Below are 14,915 nucleotides of genomic sequence, written 5' to 3'. Positions count from 1 at the left end.
GCATTCTCCCGGTCCGGCACGCGGCCCGTCGAATTGCCCACACTCCGAGCCACACCGGGTTGCACCACGTCAAAAAGGCGACAAACCGACCGGATCGGGCAGGTCACCGGCCGCCACAGCCGCCCAGGACGCCACACTACCGGCCCGGCGGTGTCACCTCTCGAATCGGTGTCCGGATGCGACCTGGATCACCGCCGGGCGCCTTCGGGACCACGGGCGGCGGCACTTCGCCTTCACACGATCTGCTCACCCCAGAGCAGGAGCACGCCCGGCTCCCCCGCCCCGAACCGCAGCCCGCCACCGCTCCCGTCCGTCCGCAGGGGCGTGGACTGGAGCAGCGCGCCGTCCGCCCGGTAGCCGGCCTCGGCGATGGCCCGGCGGATCTCCTCCGCCTCCGCGAGCGTGCGGGCCACCGCGACGAACCGCTCGGGCCGGCGGGCCAGGACGGCGCGCACCACCTCGGAACCGCCGGATTCGACGACCGCCGCGTCCGGCTCCGGCAGACCGCCGAGCACCTCGGGGCCACGGCCGTGGACGGTCTCCACCTCGACGCCGTAGCGGCGGGCGTTGACGGCCAGCCGGGCGCAGGCCGAACGGTCGGACTCGACCGCGACCACCGCCGCGCCGAAGCGGGCGGCCTCGACGGCGAGGGCTCCGCTGCCCGCGCCCACGGACCAGACCAGGTCGCCGGGGCGCGCGCCCAGCCGGGCCAGCACCAGCGCACGCACCTGCGCGGGGAGCGCCTCCGACGCGCCGGGCTCGTCCTCCGCACGCCCGGCGCCCGCGTAGGCATCGCCGGGGAGTGCCCAGCCGCGGTCCGCGCCGGGGAAGCCGACCGGACGCCCGGCCAGCCAGCCGGCCGCCTCACCGGGCGCGCCCGACTGCGGGCCGCCACTGTGGCCGCCGATGACCAGTACCACGTTCGGGTCGCGCCAGATGTGGTCCGCGACCCGGTCCGAGGTGAGCACCGTGACGTCCTCGTCGGGGGTGCCGAGGGCCTCGCAGACGACGAAGGTCCGGTGCACCCCACGCAGCATCAGCGCGAGTTCGCTGGGCCCGGCGCCCGGGGCGGTGAGGACCGCCACCTTCGGGTTGGCCCGGCAGATGTTGGCGGCGCGGCGCAGTCGTCCGCCGTGGGCGCTGACCACCTGGGCGTCCTCCCAGGGCATGCCGGCCCGGGCGAAGGCGACGGCCACCGAGGAGACGGCGGGCAGCACTTCGAGTTCGAGGCCGTACTCGGGCCGGCGCAGGGTGCGGACGACGCCGAAGAAGCCCGGGTCGCCCTCGGCGACGACGACGGCGGCGCCGCGGTGCTCGGCGATCCTGCGGGCGGCCAGCTGGACGCTGCCGAGGGCCAGCCGTTCGGCGGCGGGCGGCACCGGGAGGGCGTTGAGTTGGTAGGGTGCGCCGGCCACCAGGGTCGCCGCGGCGAGGGCCGCGCCGGCGGCCTCGGTCAGCGGTGTGCCGTCCCACCCGATGACCGTGATCCGGTCAGCCATCTGCGGCTGTTCTCCCTCGCCTTGGTACGCCGACATCCCGCGCCCGTGTACGGCGCCGGAGCAGAGGCTACCGGGTGTGATCCCCTCGGCGCCGACATCTCGTACACATGTCCGCCACCGGTCGCGTCCGGTGGACGGGGCGGTCAGTCGCGGAGCACGTAGTGGTGGTCGCCGGGCCAGACCGTGGCGTCGGCGGGCTCGGTCTCCATGTCCTCGGGGAGCAGGCTCCACAGGATGAGGTCGCTGCGGCTCTCCCCTCCGGCCCGGAGCCCGTCGCCGCGCACTATCCAGGCGCTGCGCAGGACGCCCTCGCTGATGCCGCCGATCTTCTGGGCGACCTGCTGGGCGGCGGTGTTCCCGGCGGCGGTGCGCATCTCCAGGCGCAGGAAACCGCGGTCCTCGAAGAGCCACTGGGCGACGCCGAGGACGGCCTCCGGCGCGTAGCCCTCGCCGCGGCCCCAGGGCGCGGTGACATAGGTGATCTCGGTGGAGCGCAGCCGCCAGTCGGTGTTGCGCAGTTCGACCAGGCCGACCAGGCGCTGGGTGAGGTGCTCGGCGACGGCGAAGACGATGCCGCGGCCGGCGGCCCGGTGCCCGGGCGCGAGGGTACGGGCGAGCGTGGCGGCGTACTCCTCGGTGAAGGGGTGCGGCAGGTCCGTCCAGGCCAGGACGAGTTCGTCGGCCATCATGGCGGCCAGGCCGGGGGCGTCGTCCTCCGCAAGGGGGCGCAGCAGCAGCCGTTCGGTGCTGATGGCGGTCTCGGGGAAGCTCGCTGCCATGCCGTCTCTCCTCGCCGGGTCCTGGACACACCGTACGCCTCGCCGGTACCCGGGTGTCACGCGGTGCACGGCTCGCACGACGGTACGTCAGAACTCGGCCTGTCAGGGTGTCACTCCCGCATACTGCCCGACCGGGCCCCCGCCGAGGTGTGGCGGGGGCCCGGTCGAACGGTGCGCGACGGATCAGAAGGCGGGGATGACCGAGCCGTTGAAGGTGTCGTCGATGTACTTCTTCACCTCGGGCGAGTGGAGCAGCTCGGCGAGCTTCTTGACCCGCGGGTCGTTCTCCTTGCCCTTCTTGACGGCGAGGATGTTGGCGTAGGGGTTGCCCTCGGCCTTCTCCAGGACCACCGCGTCGGTGGCGGGCTTCAGGCCGGCGTCGATCGCGTAGTTGCCGTTGATGACGGCCGCGTCGAGGTCGCCGATGGAGCGGGGCAGCTGGGCGGCCTCCAGCTCCTTCCACTTGAGGTTCTTCGGGTTGCCGGTGACGTCGGCCGGGGTCGCGGCGGTGCCCGCGCCCTCCTTGAGCGTGATCAGCTTGTTGTCGGCGAGCAGCTTGAGCGCGCGGCCCTCGTTGGTGGCGTCGTTGGGCAGGCCGATGGTGGCGCCGTCGGCGATGTCGCCGATGGACTTGACCTTCTTCGAGTACACGCCCAGCGGCTCCAGGTGCACCGGCTCGACGGAGACGATGTCGGTGCCGTGCTTCTTGTTGAAGTCCTCCAGGTACGGCAGGTGCTGGAAGTAGTTGGCATCGGCCGAGCCGTCCTGCACCGCGGTGTTGGGGGTCACGTAGTCGGTGACCTCCTTGATGTTGAGCTTGAGGCCCGCCTTCTCCGCCAGGTTGTCCTTGACGAACTTCAGGATCTGGGAGTGCGGCGTGGGGCTGGCGGCGACGGTGAGGGCCGCGTTCGGGTCGGAGGACCCGGACGACGAGCCGGAGCTGCCGCAGGCGGCGAGCGAGAGGGCGATGCCGGCGGTGGCGAGGACGCTGGTGAACTTCAGGGCGTTGCGCACGAAAAGTGCCTTTCTGCGTGATACGGGGAGCCGCGTCCGGAGTCGGACGGCGGGAAGTCAGGGGGCGACGAGGTCCTCGTCGGGGGTGGCCGCCGGGGTCGCGCCGCCGCGGAGCAGCCGGGTGCGGCCGCCGCCGCGGCCGCGGTTGGCGAGCCGGCGGACGGCGTAGTCGCCGAGCAGCTGGATGGCGGTGACGATGATCGCCAGCTCCGCGACGATGACCCACATGAAGGTGGTCTCGAAGCGCAGGTAGCCATAGGTGATGGCGAGGTTGCCGAGGCCGCCGCCGCCGACGGTGCCGGCCATCGCCGAGTAGCTGATCAGCGTGATGACCGTGGTGGTCAGCGAGGCGGTCAGGCTGGGCAGGGCCTCCGGGATCAGCGTCTTGCGGACGATGGTCCAGGTGCTGCCGCCCATGGCCCGGACGGCCTCGACCAGGCCGCCGTCCACCTCGCGCACCGAGGTCTCGACCAGGCGGGCGAAGAACGGGATGGCGCCGATGGTGAGCGGCACGGTGGCGGCCTGCCAGCCGAGGGAGGTGCCGGCGATCAGCTTGGTGAAGGAGAACAGCGCGACCATCAGTACCAGGAAGGGCAGCGAACGGGCGATGTTGACGACCGTGCCGATCACCCGGTTGAGGAAGACGCTCTCCAGCGCGCCGCCCTTGGCGGTGAGCACCAGCAGGACGCCGAGCGGCAGTCCGAACAGCACGCTGCCGACGGTGGAGACGGCGACCATCTGGAAGGTCTCCCAGGTGGCGGGCCACAGCAGTTCCTGCATCTGGTCCCAGGTCATGCCACCGCTCCGTTCACGTCGAGCACGTCCACCTGAAGGCCCTGCTCGCGCAGGTAGCCGATCGGCACCACGTTGTCCTGGTGGCCGCCGGGGAGTTCGACCCGCATCCGCCCGACCATGCGGCCGGCGATGGTCTCGACGGCGGCGCCGAGGATGTTGACGTCGATCTGGTAGGTGCGGGCGAGCTGCGAGACGAAGGGCTCGGCCGAGGTTTCACCCTGGAAGGTGATCTCCAGGACGGTCCCGCCGGGGTGGCCGGAGCCGAACTCGCTGAGCGGGAAGAGCTCGCGGGCGAGCTCGGAGCCCGGCTTGGCGAGCAGGTCGGTGAGCTCGCCGGACTCGACCACCCGGCCGCCGCGCATCAGGGCGGCGGAGTCGCAGACGGACTTGATGACGTCCATCTCGTGGGTGATCAGCAGGACGGTGAGGCCGAGCTGCTGGTTGAGGTCGCGCAGCAGCTTGAGGATGGAGCGGGTGGTCTCGGGGTCGAGCGCGGAGGTGGCCTCGTCGGAGAGCAGCACCTTGGGGTCGCCGGCGAGGGCGCGGGCGATGCCGACGCGCTGCTTCTGGCCGCCGGAGAGCTGGCCGGGGTAGCTGCGGGCCTTGTCGGCGAGGCCGACCAGGTCGAGCAGTTCGGAGGCCTTGCGGCGGCGCTCGGTGCGGTCCAGTCCGATGATCTCCAGCGGGAGTTCGACGTTCTGCTGGACGGTACGGGAGGCGAGCAGGTTGAAGTGCTGGAAGACCATGCCGATGCGGCGGCGGGCCTCGCGCAGCTCCCGGCCGGCCCGGTTCTCGCCGCCGGACAGCGCGGTGAGCTCGACGCCGTCCACGGTCACCGTGCCGGAGCTGGGGCGCTCCAGCATGTTGACGCAGCGGATGAGGGTGGACTTGCCGGCACCGCTGGTGCCGACGACTCCGTAGACCTCGCCGGGGCGGACGTGCAGGTCGACGCCGGCAAGGGCGGTCACCTCGCGGCCGCGGGAGCGGTAGACCTTGGTGAGGTCCGTGGTGGTGATCACAGCTGCTTCCGTGGGTCGGGGGCGGGCGGCGGACGGCGACCGGACCGGGTTTCGGGTCGGTGGCGTGGCCGGCGCTGCGCCAGGGGGATCCGGACCTGCCACCCCTTGATCGTGGCCGCTGGGCGACCGGGCCGCGCGACGGCGTGGCCCTTACGAGTCATCGGGGACGACCACCGCCCGTGGGTGGGCAGGCGGAGGGAGAGGGTGCGGCAGGCGGGGCGCGCTCACACGGACGGGAGCGGGCGGGGTCTCGCTTCGGGGCGCGAGGAGGGGGGTGCTCCCAGCCGGAGGCTGGGAGGGAACAGTGGCCCTCAGCGGTGACACATTCGACGACACATGGCACGCTCACCTGCCGGCAGAGTGCCGGTGGGGGTCCATTTCGTCGTCGCAGTCATGTGAGCCAGTAAATCAGATGGGCCGGTTTCGTCCCAATTATTTGGATCCGCTGTCCGCAATACGGACAGGAAACGCCGCTACCAGGGACGATACGGCTCGGCGCCGCCACCGAAAGGCTCGAATGGTGGCGGCGCCGACCGGGTGGGGCCGGGTGGCGGGGCTCAGGCGGTGGCGGCGAGCGGCGCCTCGGCGGACTTCTCCAGGTGGACCAGGCTGATCCGGCCGTCGGCCTGCTCGACGGCGGTCTGCCGGTAGCCCTGGCGGGCATAGAGGCGCAGGTTCCCGAGGCTGCGGTGGCCGGTCACCAGCCGGTAGGACGTCACCGGGCGGCCGTCCTCGGCGAGGCGGCGCTCCAGCGCCTCCAGCAGGCGCCCGCCGAGGCCGTGCCGCTGCATCCGCGGGTGGACGACCAGGCGCTCTATCCGGCCGACGCCGTCGGGGCCGATCCGGCCGCGCACCGTGCCCACCACCTCGCCGCCGAGCCGGGCGACCAGGAAGTGCTGCTCGGTCAGCTCGTCGCGCAGGCTCTCCAGGGTCTGCGTCAACGGCTCGATGGCCCAGTCGCCGTACAACTCGGCCTCGCTCTGGTAGCCGAGGTACTGGAGCTTGAGGATCTGCTCCGCGTCCTCGGCGTCCGCCGCCGAGATGATCACGCTCATGCCCATGTGCTGGGGCCTCCCCAATGTCGTGCCCGGCGCGCGAACGTGAGGGTGCCGCACCGGATGTCCTGCCGGAGATGGACCGGCCGGGGATCCGCCCTGGCCGGGGGTGGCGCACGAACGTACCAGCCGCACGGCCCGGTGGGGCCCACGTCGCCGACGGCGCGCTCACGCTCAGTATCCAAGTGATCGCGCCGTCGTCAAGAGCTACGTTCGCCAGCGCTCTACCCGCGTGTCAGCTTCCCTCAACCTTCCGGCCGCCCGACGTGGCGAGGGTCACGTCGGGCGGCCGGGCGGGGGCGGCGGGCGAAAGGGGCGGTGAGGGCCGTGCGCCCAAGGGGCCGGCCGGGGCGGAGGACGTCCGGCGTGGTGGGTGCGCCCCGGACGGCGGAGAGGTCGGCGGCCGGCCGGCGCGGGGGCGGGAGGGGTGCCCGACGTGGCGAGGGTCACGTCCGAACGGGGGGCGCGCGGTGACTGGGTGTGTCGGAGCACGGGCCGGCCTCAGCCATGACGCTCGCCGTGCAGGAGCACGCGCAGGCAGGCGAGGCAGCGGGAGCGGGTGGGGCCGATGGAGCCGCGCGGCATGCCGAGGCGGACGGAGAGCTCGTGGTAGGTCGGCGGCGGGTCCTCGGCGAGGGCCGCGACCAGCCGGGGACAGCGGCCGGGCAGGGCGGCCACCGCCTCGCGGACGAGACGGCGCCGGAGCTCGGCGAACACCTCGTCCTCGGCGGAGGGGACGGAGGGAACGTTGGTGCGCATACCGTGCATGACCGGGTCCGGGCGGGGGCGGTCACGGTCGGGCGGGCGTGCTCGCGCGGAAGGGGCGTGACGGTCGGCCCGTCACGCCCCTTCCGCCTGGCTCACCTGTCAGCCCTGGACCCACTCCTGCTGGAGCGCGAGGTCCGCCTTCACCTCGGCCAGCTGGACGGCGACGGCCGAGGGGGCGGTACCGCCGCGCCCGTTCCGCGAGGCGATCGCGCCGTGGACGCTGAGCACCGAGCGCACCTCGGGCGTCAGGTGCCCGGAGATCGCGGCGAACTGCTCGTCCGTCAGGTCGGACAGCTCGATGCCCTGGGCCTCGCAGACCTTGACGCAGGCGCCGGCCACCTCGTGCGCGACCCGGAACGGCACGCCCTGCTTGACCAGCCACTCGGCGATGTCGGTGGCGAGCGAGAAGCCGGCCGGGGCCAGCTCCTCCAGCCGCTCCCGGTGCACGGTGAGGGTGGCCATCATGCCGGTGAAGGCCGGCAGCAGCACCTCAAGGGTGTCGCAGGAGTCGAAGACCGGCTCCTTGTCCTCCTGGAGGTCCCGGTTGTAGGCGAGCGGCAGCGCCTTCAGCGTCGCCAGCAGGCCGGTCAGGTTGCCGATCAGGCGGCCGGACTTGCCCCGGGCCAGCTCGGCGATGTCCGGGTTCTTCTTCTGCGGCATGATCGAGGAGCCGGTGGAGAAGGCGTCGTGCAGCGTGATGAAGCCGAACTCCTTGGTGTTCCAGATGATCACCTCCTCCGCGATCCGGGAGAGGTTGATCCCGATCATCGCGGTCACGAAGGCGAACTCGGCGACGAAGTCGCGGGAGGCCGTGCCGTCGATGGAGTTGCCGACCGAACCGCCCTCGAAGCCGAGGTCGGCGGCGACGGCCTCCGGGTCCAGGCCGAGCGAGGAGCCGGCCAGCGCCCCGGAGCCGTACGGGGAGACGGCGGTCCGGGCGTCCCACTGGCGCAGCCGCTCGGCGTCCCGGCCGAGGGCCTGCACGTGCGCGAGAACATGGTGGGCGAAGAGGACCGGCTGGGCGTGCTGGAGGTGGGTGCGGCCCGGCATGGCGGTGTCGGGGTGGGCCTCGGCCAGGCCGACCAGGGCGTGCTGGAGGTCGAGGACCAGCCCGCCGATGATCTTCGCGTGGTCCCGCAGGTACATCCGGAACAGCGTGGCGATCTGGTCGTTGCGCGAGCGGCCGGCCCGGAGCTTGCCGCCGAGTTCGGCGCCGAGCCGCTCCAGCAGGCCCCGCTCCAGCGCGGTGTGCACGTCCTCATCGGCGACGGTCCCGGTGAAGGTGCCCGCCTCGACGTCGGCGAGCAGCCGGTCGAGCCCCTCCAGCATGCCGGCCAGCTCGTCGGCGCTCAGCAGCCCGGCCTTGTGCAGGACCCGGGCGTGCGCCTTGGAGCCGGCGATGTCGTACGGCGCCAGCCGCCAGTCGAAGTGCACCGAGGCCGAGAGCCTGGCCAGCGCCTCGGACGGGCCGTCCGCGAAGCGCGCGCCCCAGAGGCGCAGCTCAGGACCGGTACTGGCGGCGTTCTGGTCGGCAGGCATCGCGCGGGCTCCTTACAAGCTGAGGGGTGTCGGGGGCGGGCCCCGGCCGTGGGGTGGGACGGCCGGGGCCCGGGAGGGAGTGGATCAGGCGAGGTCGCGCCGCGCGGCGATCTTCGAGGAGAGGCCGAAGATCTCGATGAAGCCCTTGGACATCGACTGGTCGAAGGTGTCACCGGTGTCGTAGGTGGCGAGGTTGAAGTCGTACAGCGACTGGTCCGACTTCCGGCCGTTGACGACGGCCCGGCCGCCGTGCAGGACCAGCCGGATCTCACCGGAGACGTGCTGGTTGGCCTCGTTGACGAAGCCGTCCAGGGCGCGCTTGAGCGGGGAGAACCAGAGGCCGTCGTAGACCAGCTCGGCCCAGCGCTGCTCCACCTGCCGCTTGTAGCGGGCGAGTTCGCGCTCGACGGTGACGTTCTCCAGCGCCTGGTGGGCGGTGATCAGGGCGATCGCGCCAGGAGCCTCGTAGATCTCCCGGGACTTGATGCCGACCAGCCGGTCCTCGACCATGTCGAGCCGGCCGACACCCTGGGCACCGGCCCGCTTGTTGAGCTCCTCGATGGCCTGCAGGACGGTGACCTTGCGGCCGTCGATGGCGACCGGGACGCCGGCGTCGAAGGTGATGACCACCTCGTCGGCCTCGCGCTGGGTGGCCGGGTTCTGGGTGTACTCGTAGACGTCCTCGATCGGGGCGTTCCAGATGTCCTCCAGGAAGCCGGTCTCGACGGCGCGCCCGAAGACGTTCTGGTCGATCGAGTACGGGGACTTCTTGGTGGTGGCGATCGGCAGGCCCTTGGCCTCGGCGAAGGCGATCGCCTTGTCCCGGGTCATCGCGTAGTCGCGGACCGGGGCGATGCACTTCAGGCCGGGGGCCAGGGAGTTGATGCCGACCTCGAACCGGACCTGGTCGTTGCCCTTGCCGGTGCAGCCGTGGGCCACGGTGGTGGCACCGTGCTTCTGCGCGGCGGCGACCAGGTGCTTGACGATGACCGGCCGGGAGAGGGCGGACACCAGCGGGTACTGGCCCTGGTAGAGGGCGTTGGCCTTGACGGCCGGCAGGCAGTACTCGTCGGCGAACTCGTCGCGGGCGTCCGCGACCTCGGCCTCGACGGCACCGCAGTCCAGCGCGCGCTGGCGGATGACGTCCAGGTCCTCGCCGCCCTGGCCGACGTCGACGGCGACGGCGATGACCTCGGCGCCCGTCTCCTCGGCGATCCAGCCGATGCAGACGGACGTGTCCAGACCGCCCGAGTAGGCGAGTACGACGCGCTCGGTCACGGCTTTCTCCTTCACAACTGTGCGAACAGGTTTACGGCGATAGGCATAAGTATGCACTACACCGTATGAAATTCAAAACCCATCGCCGCATCCCGGTGAGCGGGGGTTACTGGGCCTTGGCCTGGGCGAGTTGCATCAGGTGGTCGGCCAGGGCCTGCCCGCCGGCCGGGTCGCGGCTGATCAGCAGGACGGTGTCGTCGCCGGCGATGGTGCCGATGATCTCGAAGACCTCGGCCTGGTCGATCGCCGAGGCCAGGAACTGCGCGGCGCCCGGCGGGGTGCGCAGCACCACGAGGTTGCCGGACGCGGTGGCGGAGACCATGAGTTCGCCGGCCAGCCGGGCCATCCGGCCCTCGCTGGCCGACTCGCCCATCGGCGCGCGCGGCGTGCGGTCGCCGCCCTCGGCCGGGACGGCGTAGATGAGCGCGCCGTCCCGGTTGCGGATCTTGACCGCGCCCAGCTCGTCCAGGTCCCGGGAGAGGGTGGCCTGGGTGACCACCAGTCCGTCGTCGGCGAGCAGCTTGGCGAGCTGGCTCTGCGAGCGCACGGGCTGGCGGGTGAGCAGATCCACGATCCGCCGGTGGCGCGCGGTGCGGGTCTGCGGGACCTGCGGCGTCGGCCCGGCGGAGGACTGGCCGGAGTTGGGTACGGTCATGTGATTATTCTCCCGGACTACGCTCGGCTCGCACCGGCCGGGGCGCTCTCGCGCACCGTCCGGAGGATGCCCGGCAGCGCGGCGAGGAAGGCGTCCGCCTCCTGCTCGGTGAGCACCAGCGGAGGCGCCAGCCGGACGGCGTCCGGAACGGCGGCGTTGACCAGGAAACCCGCCTCCTGGGCGGCGGCCTGGACCCTCGCGGACACCGGCTCGGTGAGCACGATGCCCAGCAGCAGGCCGGCGCCGCGGACATGCGAGACCAGCGGGTCGCCGATCGCCTCGACGCCCCGGCGCAGCCGCTCGCCGAGCGCGCGGACGTGCGCCAGCAGCCCCTCCGACTCGATGGTGTCGAGCACCGCGAGGGCGGCGGCCGCGACCACCGGGTTACCGCCGAAGGTGGTGCCGTGCTGGCCCGGGGTGAGCAGGTCGGCGGCCTCGCCGAAGGCGAGCACGGCGCCGATCGGCAGCCCGCCGCCGAGCGCCTTGGCGAGGGTGACGACATCCGGCTCGACGCCCTCGAAGGCCTGGTGGGCGAACCAGTACCCGGTCCGGCCGATGCCGGTCTGGATCTCGTCCAGGACCAGCAGGGTGCCGGTGGCGCGGGTGATCTCGCGGGCCGCCTTCAGGTAACCGTCGGGCAGCGGGATCGCGCCGTTCTCGCCCTGGACGGGCTCCAGGAAGACGGCGGCGGTCTCGGTGGTGACGGCGGCCCGCAGGGCCTCGATGTCACCGAACGGCACATGGGTCACCTCGCCGGGGAGCGGGAGGAAGGGCTCCTGCTTGGCGGGCTGGCCGGTGAGCGCGAGGGCGCCCATGGTCCGGCCGTGGAAGCCGCCCTGGAGGGCGACGACATGGGTGCGGCCGGTCCGGCGGCTGATCTTGAAGGCGGCCTCGTTGGCCTCGGCGCCGGAGTTGCAGAAGAACACCCGGCCCGCGCGGCCGTCCAGCCGGAGCAGCCGCTCGGCCAGTGCGATCGTCGGTTCGGCCATGAAGAGGTTGGAGACGTGCCCGAGGGTGGAGATCTGCCGGGTGACGGCCTCGACGACGGCCGGGTGGGCGGTGCCGAGGGCGTTGACCGCGATGCCGCCGAGCAGGTCGGTGTAGACGTTGCCGTCGGCGTCCCAGAGCCTGGCGCCCTCGCCCCGGACCAGCGGGATGCGGGGGGTGCCGTAGTTGTCGGTGAAGGCGTGCCGCCACCGCTCGGTCAGCGCGCTGTTGTCGGTCATGCCAGTCCCCCGGTCACGGTCGCCTCGTCGTCGTCCGGCACGACCATCGTGCCGATGCCCTCGTCGGTGAAGATCTCCAGCAGCAGGCTGTGCTGCACCCGGCCGTCCAGCACGCGGGCGGTGCCCACGCCGGAACGGACGGCGCGCAGGCAGCCCTCCATCTTGGGGAGCATGCCGCTGGCCAGCTCGGGCAGCAGGCCCTCCAGCTCGCTCGCGCTGAGCTGGCTGATCACGTCGTCGGAGATCGGCCAGTCCGCGTACAGGCCCTCGACGTCGGTGAGGACGACGAGCATCTCGGCACCGAGCGCCACCGCCAGGGCGGAGGCGGCGGTGTCGGCGTTGATGTTGTAGACGTGGCCGTCGGCGCCGCGGGCGATCGAGGAGATCACCGGGATGCGGCCGTCGGCGATCAGCGCCTTCACCGCGCCGGCCTCGATGTTGACGATCTCGCCGACCAGGCCGATGTCGACCTGCTCGCCGTCGACGACGGCGTAGCGCTTGACGGCGGTCATGGTGTGGGCGTCCTCGCCCGTCATGCCGACCGCGAACGGGCCGTGGCTGTTGAGCAGCCCGACGAGTTCGCGCTGGACCTGGCCGGCCAGCACCATCCGGACCACGTCCATGGTCTCGGGGGTAGTGACCCGCAGGCCGTTGGTGAAGGAGGACTCCAGGCCCAGCTTGTTCAGCTGCGCGCTGATCTGCGGGCCGCCGCCGTGCACCACGACGGGGTGCAGGCCGGCGTAGCGCAGGAAGACCACGTCCTGCGCGAACGCGGCCTTGAGGCTCTCGTCCACCATGGCGTTGCCGCCGAACTTGATCACGATGGTCTTGCCGTGGAAGCGCTCCAGCCACGGCAGCGCCTCGATCAGCGTTATGGCCTTGGGCAACGCGGTGTTGTTGCGGGCCTGTTCGCCCTTGGGTGCGATCTGCACGGTTCCGGTGTCCCTCGTGGGCTCGGTGTCGGTTGGCGTGGCCGTCGGACGGCGCGCCGGTCAGGTGGAGTAGGCGCTGTTCTCGTGCACGTAGTCGGCGGTGAGGTCGTTGGTCCACACGGTCGCGGCGGCCTCGCCGGCGTTCAGGTTCGCGGTGATGACGACCTCGCGGCCGGCCATGTCGACGAGGTCCCGGTCCTCCCCCACGCTGCCGTTCCGGCAGACCCAGACGCCGTTGATGGCGACGTCCAGCCGGTCCGGGTCGAAGGTGGCGGCGGTGGTGCCGATCGCGGCCAGGACGCGGCCCCAGTTGGGGTCCTCGCCGTGGATGGCGCACTTGAGCAGGTTGTTGCGGCTGATGGTGCGGGCGACCTCGACGGCCTCGTCCTCGGTGGCGGCGCCGGTGATGTCGATCCGGATGTCCTTGCCGGCGCCCTCGGCGTCGCCGATCAGCTGGCGGGCGAGGTCGGCGCAGACGGTGCGGACGGCCTCGTCGAACGCGGCCTGGTCCGGGGTGGTGCCGGAGGCGCCGGAGGCGAGCAGCAGCACGGTGTCGTTGGTGGACATGCAGCCGTCGGAGTCGATCCGGTCGAAGGTGGTGCGGGTCGCGGCGCGCAGCGAGGCGTCCAGGGCGGCCGGGTCGAGGGCGGCGTCGGTGGTGAGGACGACCAGCATGGTGGCGAGGCCCGGGGCGAGCATGCCGGCGCCCTTGGCCATGCCGCCGACGGTCCAGCCGTCCTTCGTCACCTGGGCGGTCTTGTGCACGGTGTCGGTGGTCTTGATGGCGACCGCGGCGGCCTCGCCACCGGTCGCGCTGAGCTCCCGGGCGGCGAGGGCGACGCCGGGCAGCAGGATGTCCATCGGGAGCCGCAGGCCGATCAGGCCGGTGGAGGCGACGGCGACCTCGCCGGCCGAGAGCTCGAGCTCCTCGGCGACCTTCTCGGCGGTGGCGTGGGTGTCCTGGAAGCCGAGCGGGCCGGTGCACGCGTTGGCCCCACCGGAGTTGAGGACGACGGCGGAGACCTGGCCGCCCTTGAGGACCTGCTCGGACCAGAGCACGGGCGCGGCCTTGACCCGGTTGGAGGTGAAGACGCCGGCGGCGGCGAGCGAGGGGCCGTCGTTGACGACGAGGGCGAGGTCGGGGGTGCCGGAGGCCTTGATACCGGCGGTGACACCGGCGGCGCGGAAACCCTTGGCGGCCGTCACTCCCAGGTTCGGCTGGTCGGTCACGGTGCGACTCCGTTCAGGGGAAGGCCCAGCTCCTCGGGCAGGCCGAGGGCGATGTTCATGCTCTGCACCGCGCCGCCTGCGGTGCCCTTGACCAGGTTGTCGATCGCGCTGATCGCGATGATCCGCCCGGCGGTCTCGTCCAGGGTGACCTGGACCAGGGCGGCGTTGGAGCCGTAGACACTGCTGGTCTGCGGCCACTGCCCGGCGGGCAGCAGGTGGACGAACGGCTCGTCGGCGAACGCCTCGGCGTAGGCGGCGCGCAGGCTCTCGGCCGTCACCCCGGGCCTGGCCTTGGCCGAGCAGGTGGCGAGGATGCCGCGCGGCATCGGGACGAGGGTGGGGGTGAAGGAGACGGTGACCGGCTCGCCCGCGACCGGGCTGAGGTTCTGGGACATCTCCGGGGTGTGCCGGTGGCCGCCGCCGACGCCGTAGGGGCTGACGTTGCCCATGACCTCGCTGCCGAGCAGGTTGGTCTTGGCGGCCTTGCCGGCGCCGGAGGTGCCGGAGGCGGCGACGATCACGGCCTCGGGCTCGGCGAGCCCGGCGGCGTACGCGGGGAAGAGCGCGAGCGTGACGGCGGTCGGGTAGCAGCCGGGGACGGCGATGCGGTTGCTGCCCTTGAGCGCGGCGCGGTGACCGGGCAGCTCGGGCAGCCCGTACGGCCAGGTGCCGGCGTGCGCGGAGCCGTAGAACTGCTCCCAGTCGGCGGCGGCCTTGAGCCGGAAGTCGGCTCCGCAGTCCACGACCAGCACGTTTCCGCCGAGGGCCTCGGCGACGGCGGCGGACTGGCCGTGCGGCAGCGCCAGGAACACCACGTCGTGGTCGGCCAGCACCTCGGGGGTGGTGGGCTCCAGGATCCGGTCGGCGAGCGGCAGCAGGTGCGGCTGCAGCGCGCCGAGCCTGGTGCCCGCGTTCGAGCCGCCCGTCAGCGCCCCGATCTCCACCTCCGGGTGGCCCAGCAGCAGGCGCAGCACCTCACCGCCCGCGTATCCGCTCGCACCGGCAACGGCGACTCGCAATGCCATGGCGTTCCCTCCTTAGTCGTGGCATGAATATACGCAGTGCGGAACATTCATGCAAGGAGTTCGCGGGCGGCCTCCCGGCGGCGGAGCCCGCCGCGGCCGGC

At 72.4% G+C, this 14,915-nt stretch carries 14 protein-coding genes; all 14 read right to left on the bottom strand.

Annotation, left to right across the window (positions count from 1 at the left end; translation table 11 throughout):
- Window positions 1–233: 233 nt before the first annotated feature.
- Window positions 234–1,499 (bottom strand): precorrin-6y C5,15-methyltransferase (decarboxylating) subunit CbiE, encoded by a 1,266-nt coding sequence (gene cbiE, locus ACIQIB_RS10675; protein ID WP_363611324.1) that lies wholly within the window; start codon window positions 1,497–1,499, stop codon window positions 234–236.
- Window positions 1,500–1,642: 143 nt separating this feature from the next.
- Window positions 1,643–2,278, bottom strand: coding sequence for a GNAT family N-acetyltransferase (locus tag ACIQIB_RS10670; protein WP_400653578.1), 636 nt, complete (start codon window positions 2,276–2,278; stop codon window positions 1,643–1,645).
- A 183-nt stretch (window positions 2,279–2,461) separates the two neighbouring features.
- A complete protein-coding gene (locus ACIQIB_RS10665) occupies window positions 2,462–3,292 on the bottom strand; it encodes a MetQ/NlpA family ABC transporter substrate-binding protein (RefSeq protein WP_363611320.1) in 831 nt (276 codons plus the stop codon).
- A gap of 57 nt (window positions 3,293–3,349) precedes the next feature.
- Window positions 3,350–4,087 carry a methionine ABC transporter permease gene (locus ACIQIB_RS10660; protein WP_363611318.1) on the bottom strand — a complete coding sequence of 246 codons (738 nt, stop codon included), beginning with the start codon at window positions 4,085–4,087 and terminating at the stop codon, window positions 3,350–3,352.
- Window positions 4,084–5,106, bottom strand: coding sequence for a methionine ABC transporter ATP-binding protein (locus ACIQIB_RS10655; protein WP_400653579.1), 1,023 nt, complete (start codon window positions 5,104–5,106; stop codon window positions 4,084–4,086). Before ACIQIB_RS10655 ends, ACIQIB_RS10660 begins: the two co-directional genes overlap by 4 nt.
- Before the next feature lie 557 nt (window positions 5,107–5,663).
- Window positions 5,664–6,167, bottom strand: a complete 504-nt coding sequence (locus ACIQIB_RS10650; RefSeq protein ID WP_363611314.1) for a GNAT family N-acetyltransferase — start codon at window positions 6,165–6,167, stop codon at window positions 5,664–5,666.
- 495 nt (window positions 6,168–6,662) lie between these two features.
- Window positions 6,663–6,920 (bottom strand): hypothetical protein, encoded by a 258-nt coding sequence (locus ACIQIB_RS10645; protein WP_363611312.1) that lies wholly within the window; start codon window positions 6,918–6,920, stop codon window positions 6,663–6,665.
- A gap of 108 nt (window positions 6,921–7,028) precedes the next feature.
- Window positions 7,029–8,468, bottom strand: coding sequence for an argininosuccinate lyase (argH, locus tag ACIQIB_RS10640; RefSeq protein WP_363611310.1), 1,440 nt, complete (start codon window positions 8,466–8,468; stop codon window positions 7,029–7,031).
- Between the two features lie 84 nt (window positions 8,469–8,552).
- Entirely contained in the window at window positions 8,553–9,746 is a 1,194-nt protein-coding gene (locus tag ACIQIB_RS10635) for an argininosuccinate synthase (protein WP_363611308.1), read from the bottom strand.
- A gap of 106 nt (window positions 9,747–9,852) precedes the next feature.
- On the bottom strand, window positions 9,853–10,401 hold the full coding sequence (locus ACIQIB_RS10630; protein ID WP_363611306.1) for an arginine repressor: 549 nt from the start codon (window positions 10,399–10,401) through the stop codon (window positions 9,853–9,855).
- A 17-nt stretch (window positions 10,402–10,418) separates the two neighbouring features.
- On the bottom strand, window positions 10,419–11,627 hold the full coding sequence (locus ACIQIB_RS10625; protein ID WP_400757547.1) for an acetylornithine transaminase: 1,209 nt from the start codon (window positions 11,625–11,627) through the stop codon (window positions 10,419–10,421).
- Window positions 11,624–12,559, bottom strand: coding sequence for an acetylglutamate kinase (gene argB, locus ACIQIB_RS10620; RefSeq protein ID WP_363611302.1), 936 nt, complete (start codon window positions 12,557–12,559; stop codon window positions 11,624–11,626). The genes ACIQIB_RS10625 and argB overlap by 4 nt, the downstream gene beginning before the upstream one ends.
- 60 nt (window positions 12,560–12,619) lie before the next feature.
- Window positions 12,620–13,771: a bifunctional glutamate N-acetyltransferase/amino-acid acetyltransferase ArgJ gene (argJ, locus tag ACIQIB_RS10615; protein WP_363611362.1), complete on the bottom strand. Its 1,152-nt coding sequence runs from the start codon at window positions 13,769–13,771 to the stop codon at window positions 12,620–12,622.
- A gap of 14 nt (window positions 13,772–13,785) precedes the next feature.
- A complete protein-coding gene (argC, locus tag ACIQIB_RS10610; RefSeq protein WP_400757545.1) occupies window positions 13,786–14,814 on the bottom strand; it encodes an N-acetyl-gamma-glutamyl-phosphate reductase in 1,029 nt (342 codons plus the stop codon).
- Window positions 14,815–14,915: the final 101 nt, after the last annotated feature.

It is taken from the genome of Kitasatospora sp. NPDC092286 (assembly GCF_044755565.1).
GTDB lineage: Bacteria > Actinomycetota > Actinomycetes > Streptomycetales > Streptomycetaceae > Kitasatospora.
Note: the sequence above shows the minus strand (reverse complement) of the source record. Positions and strands in the feature narration are given on the sequence as shown.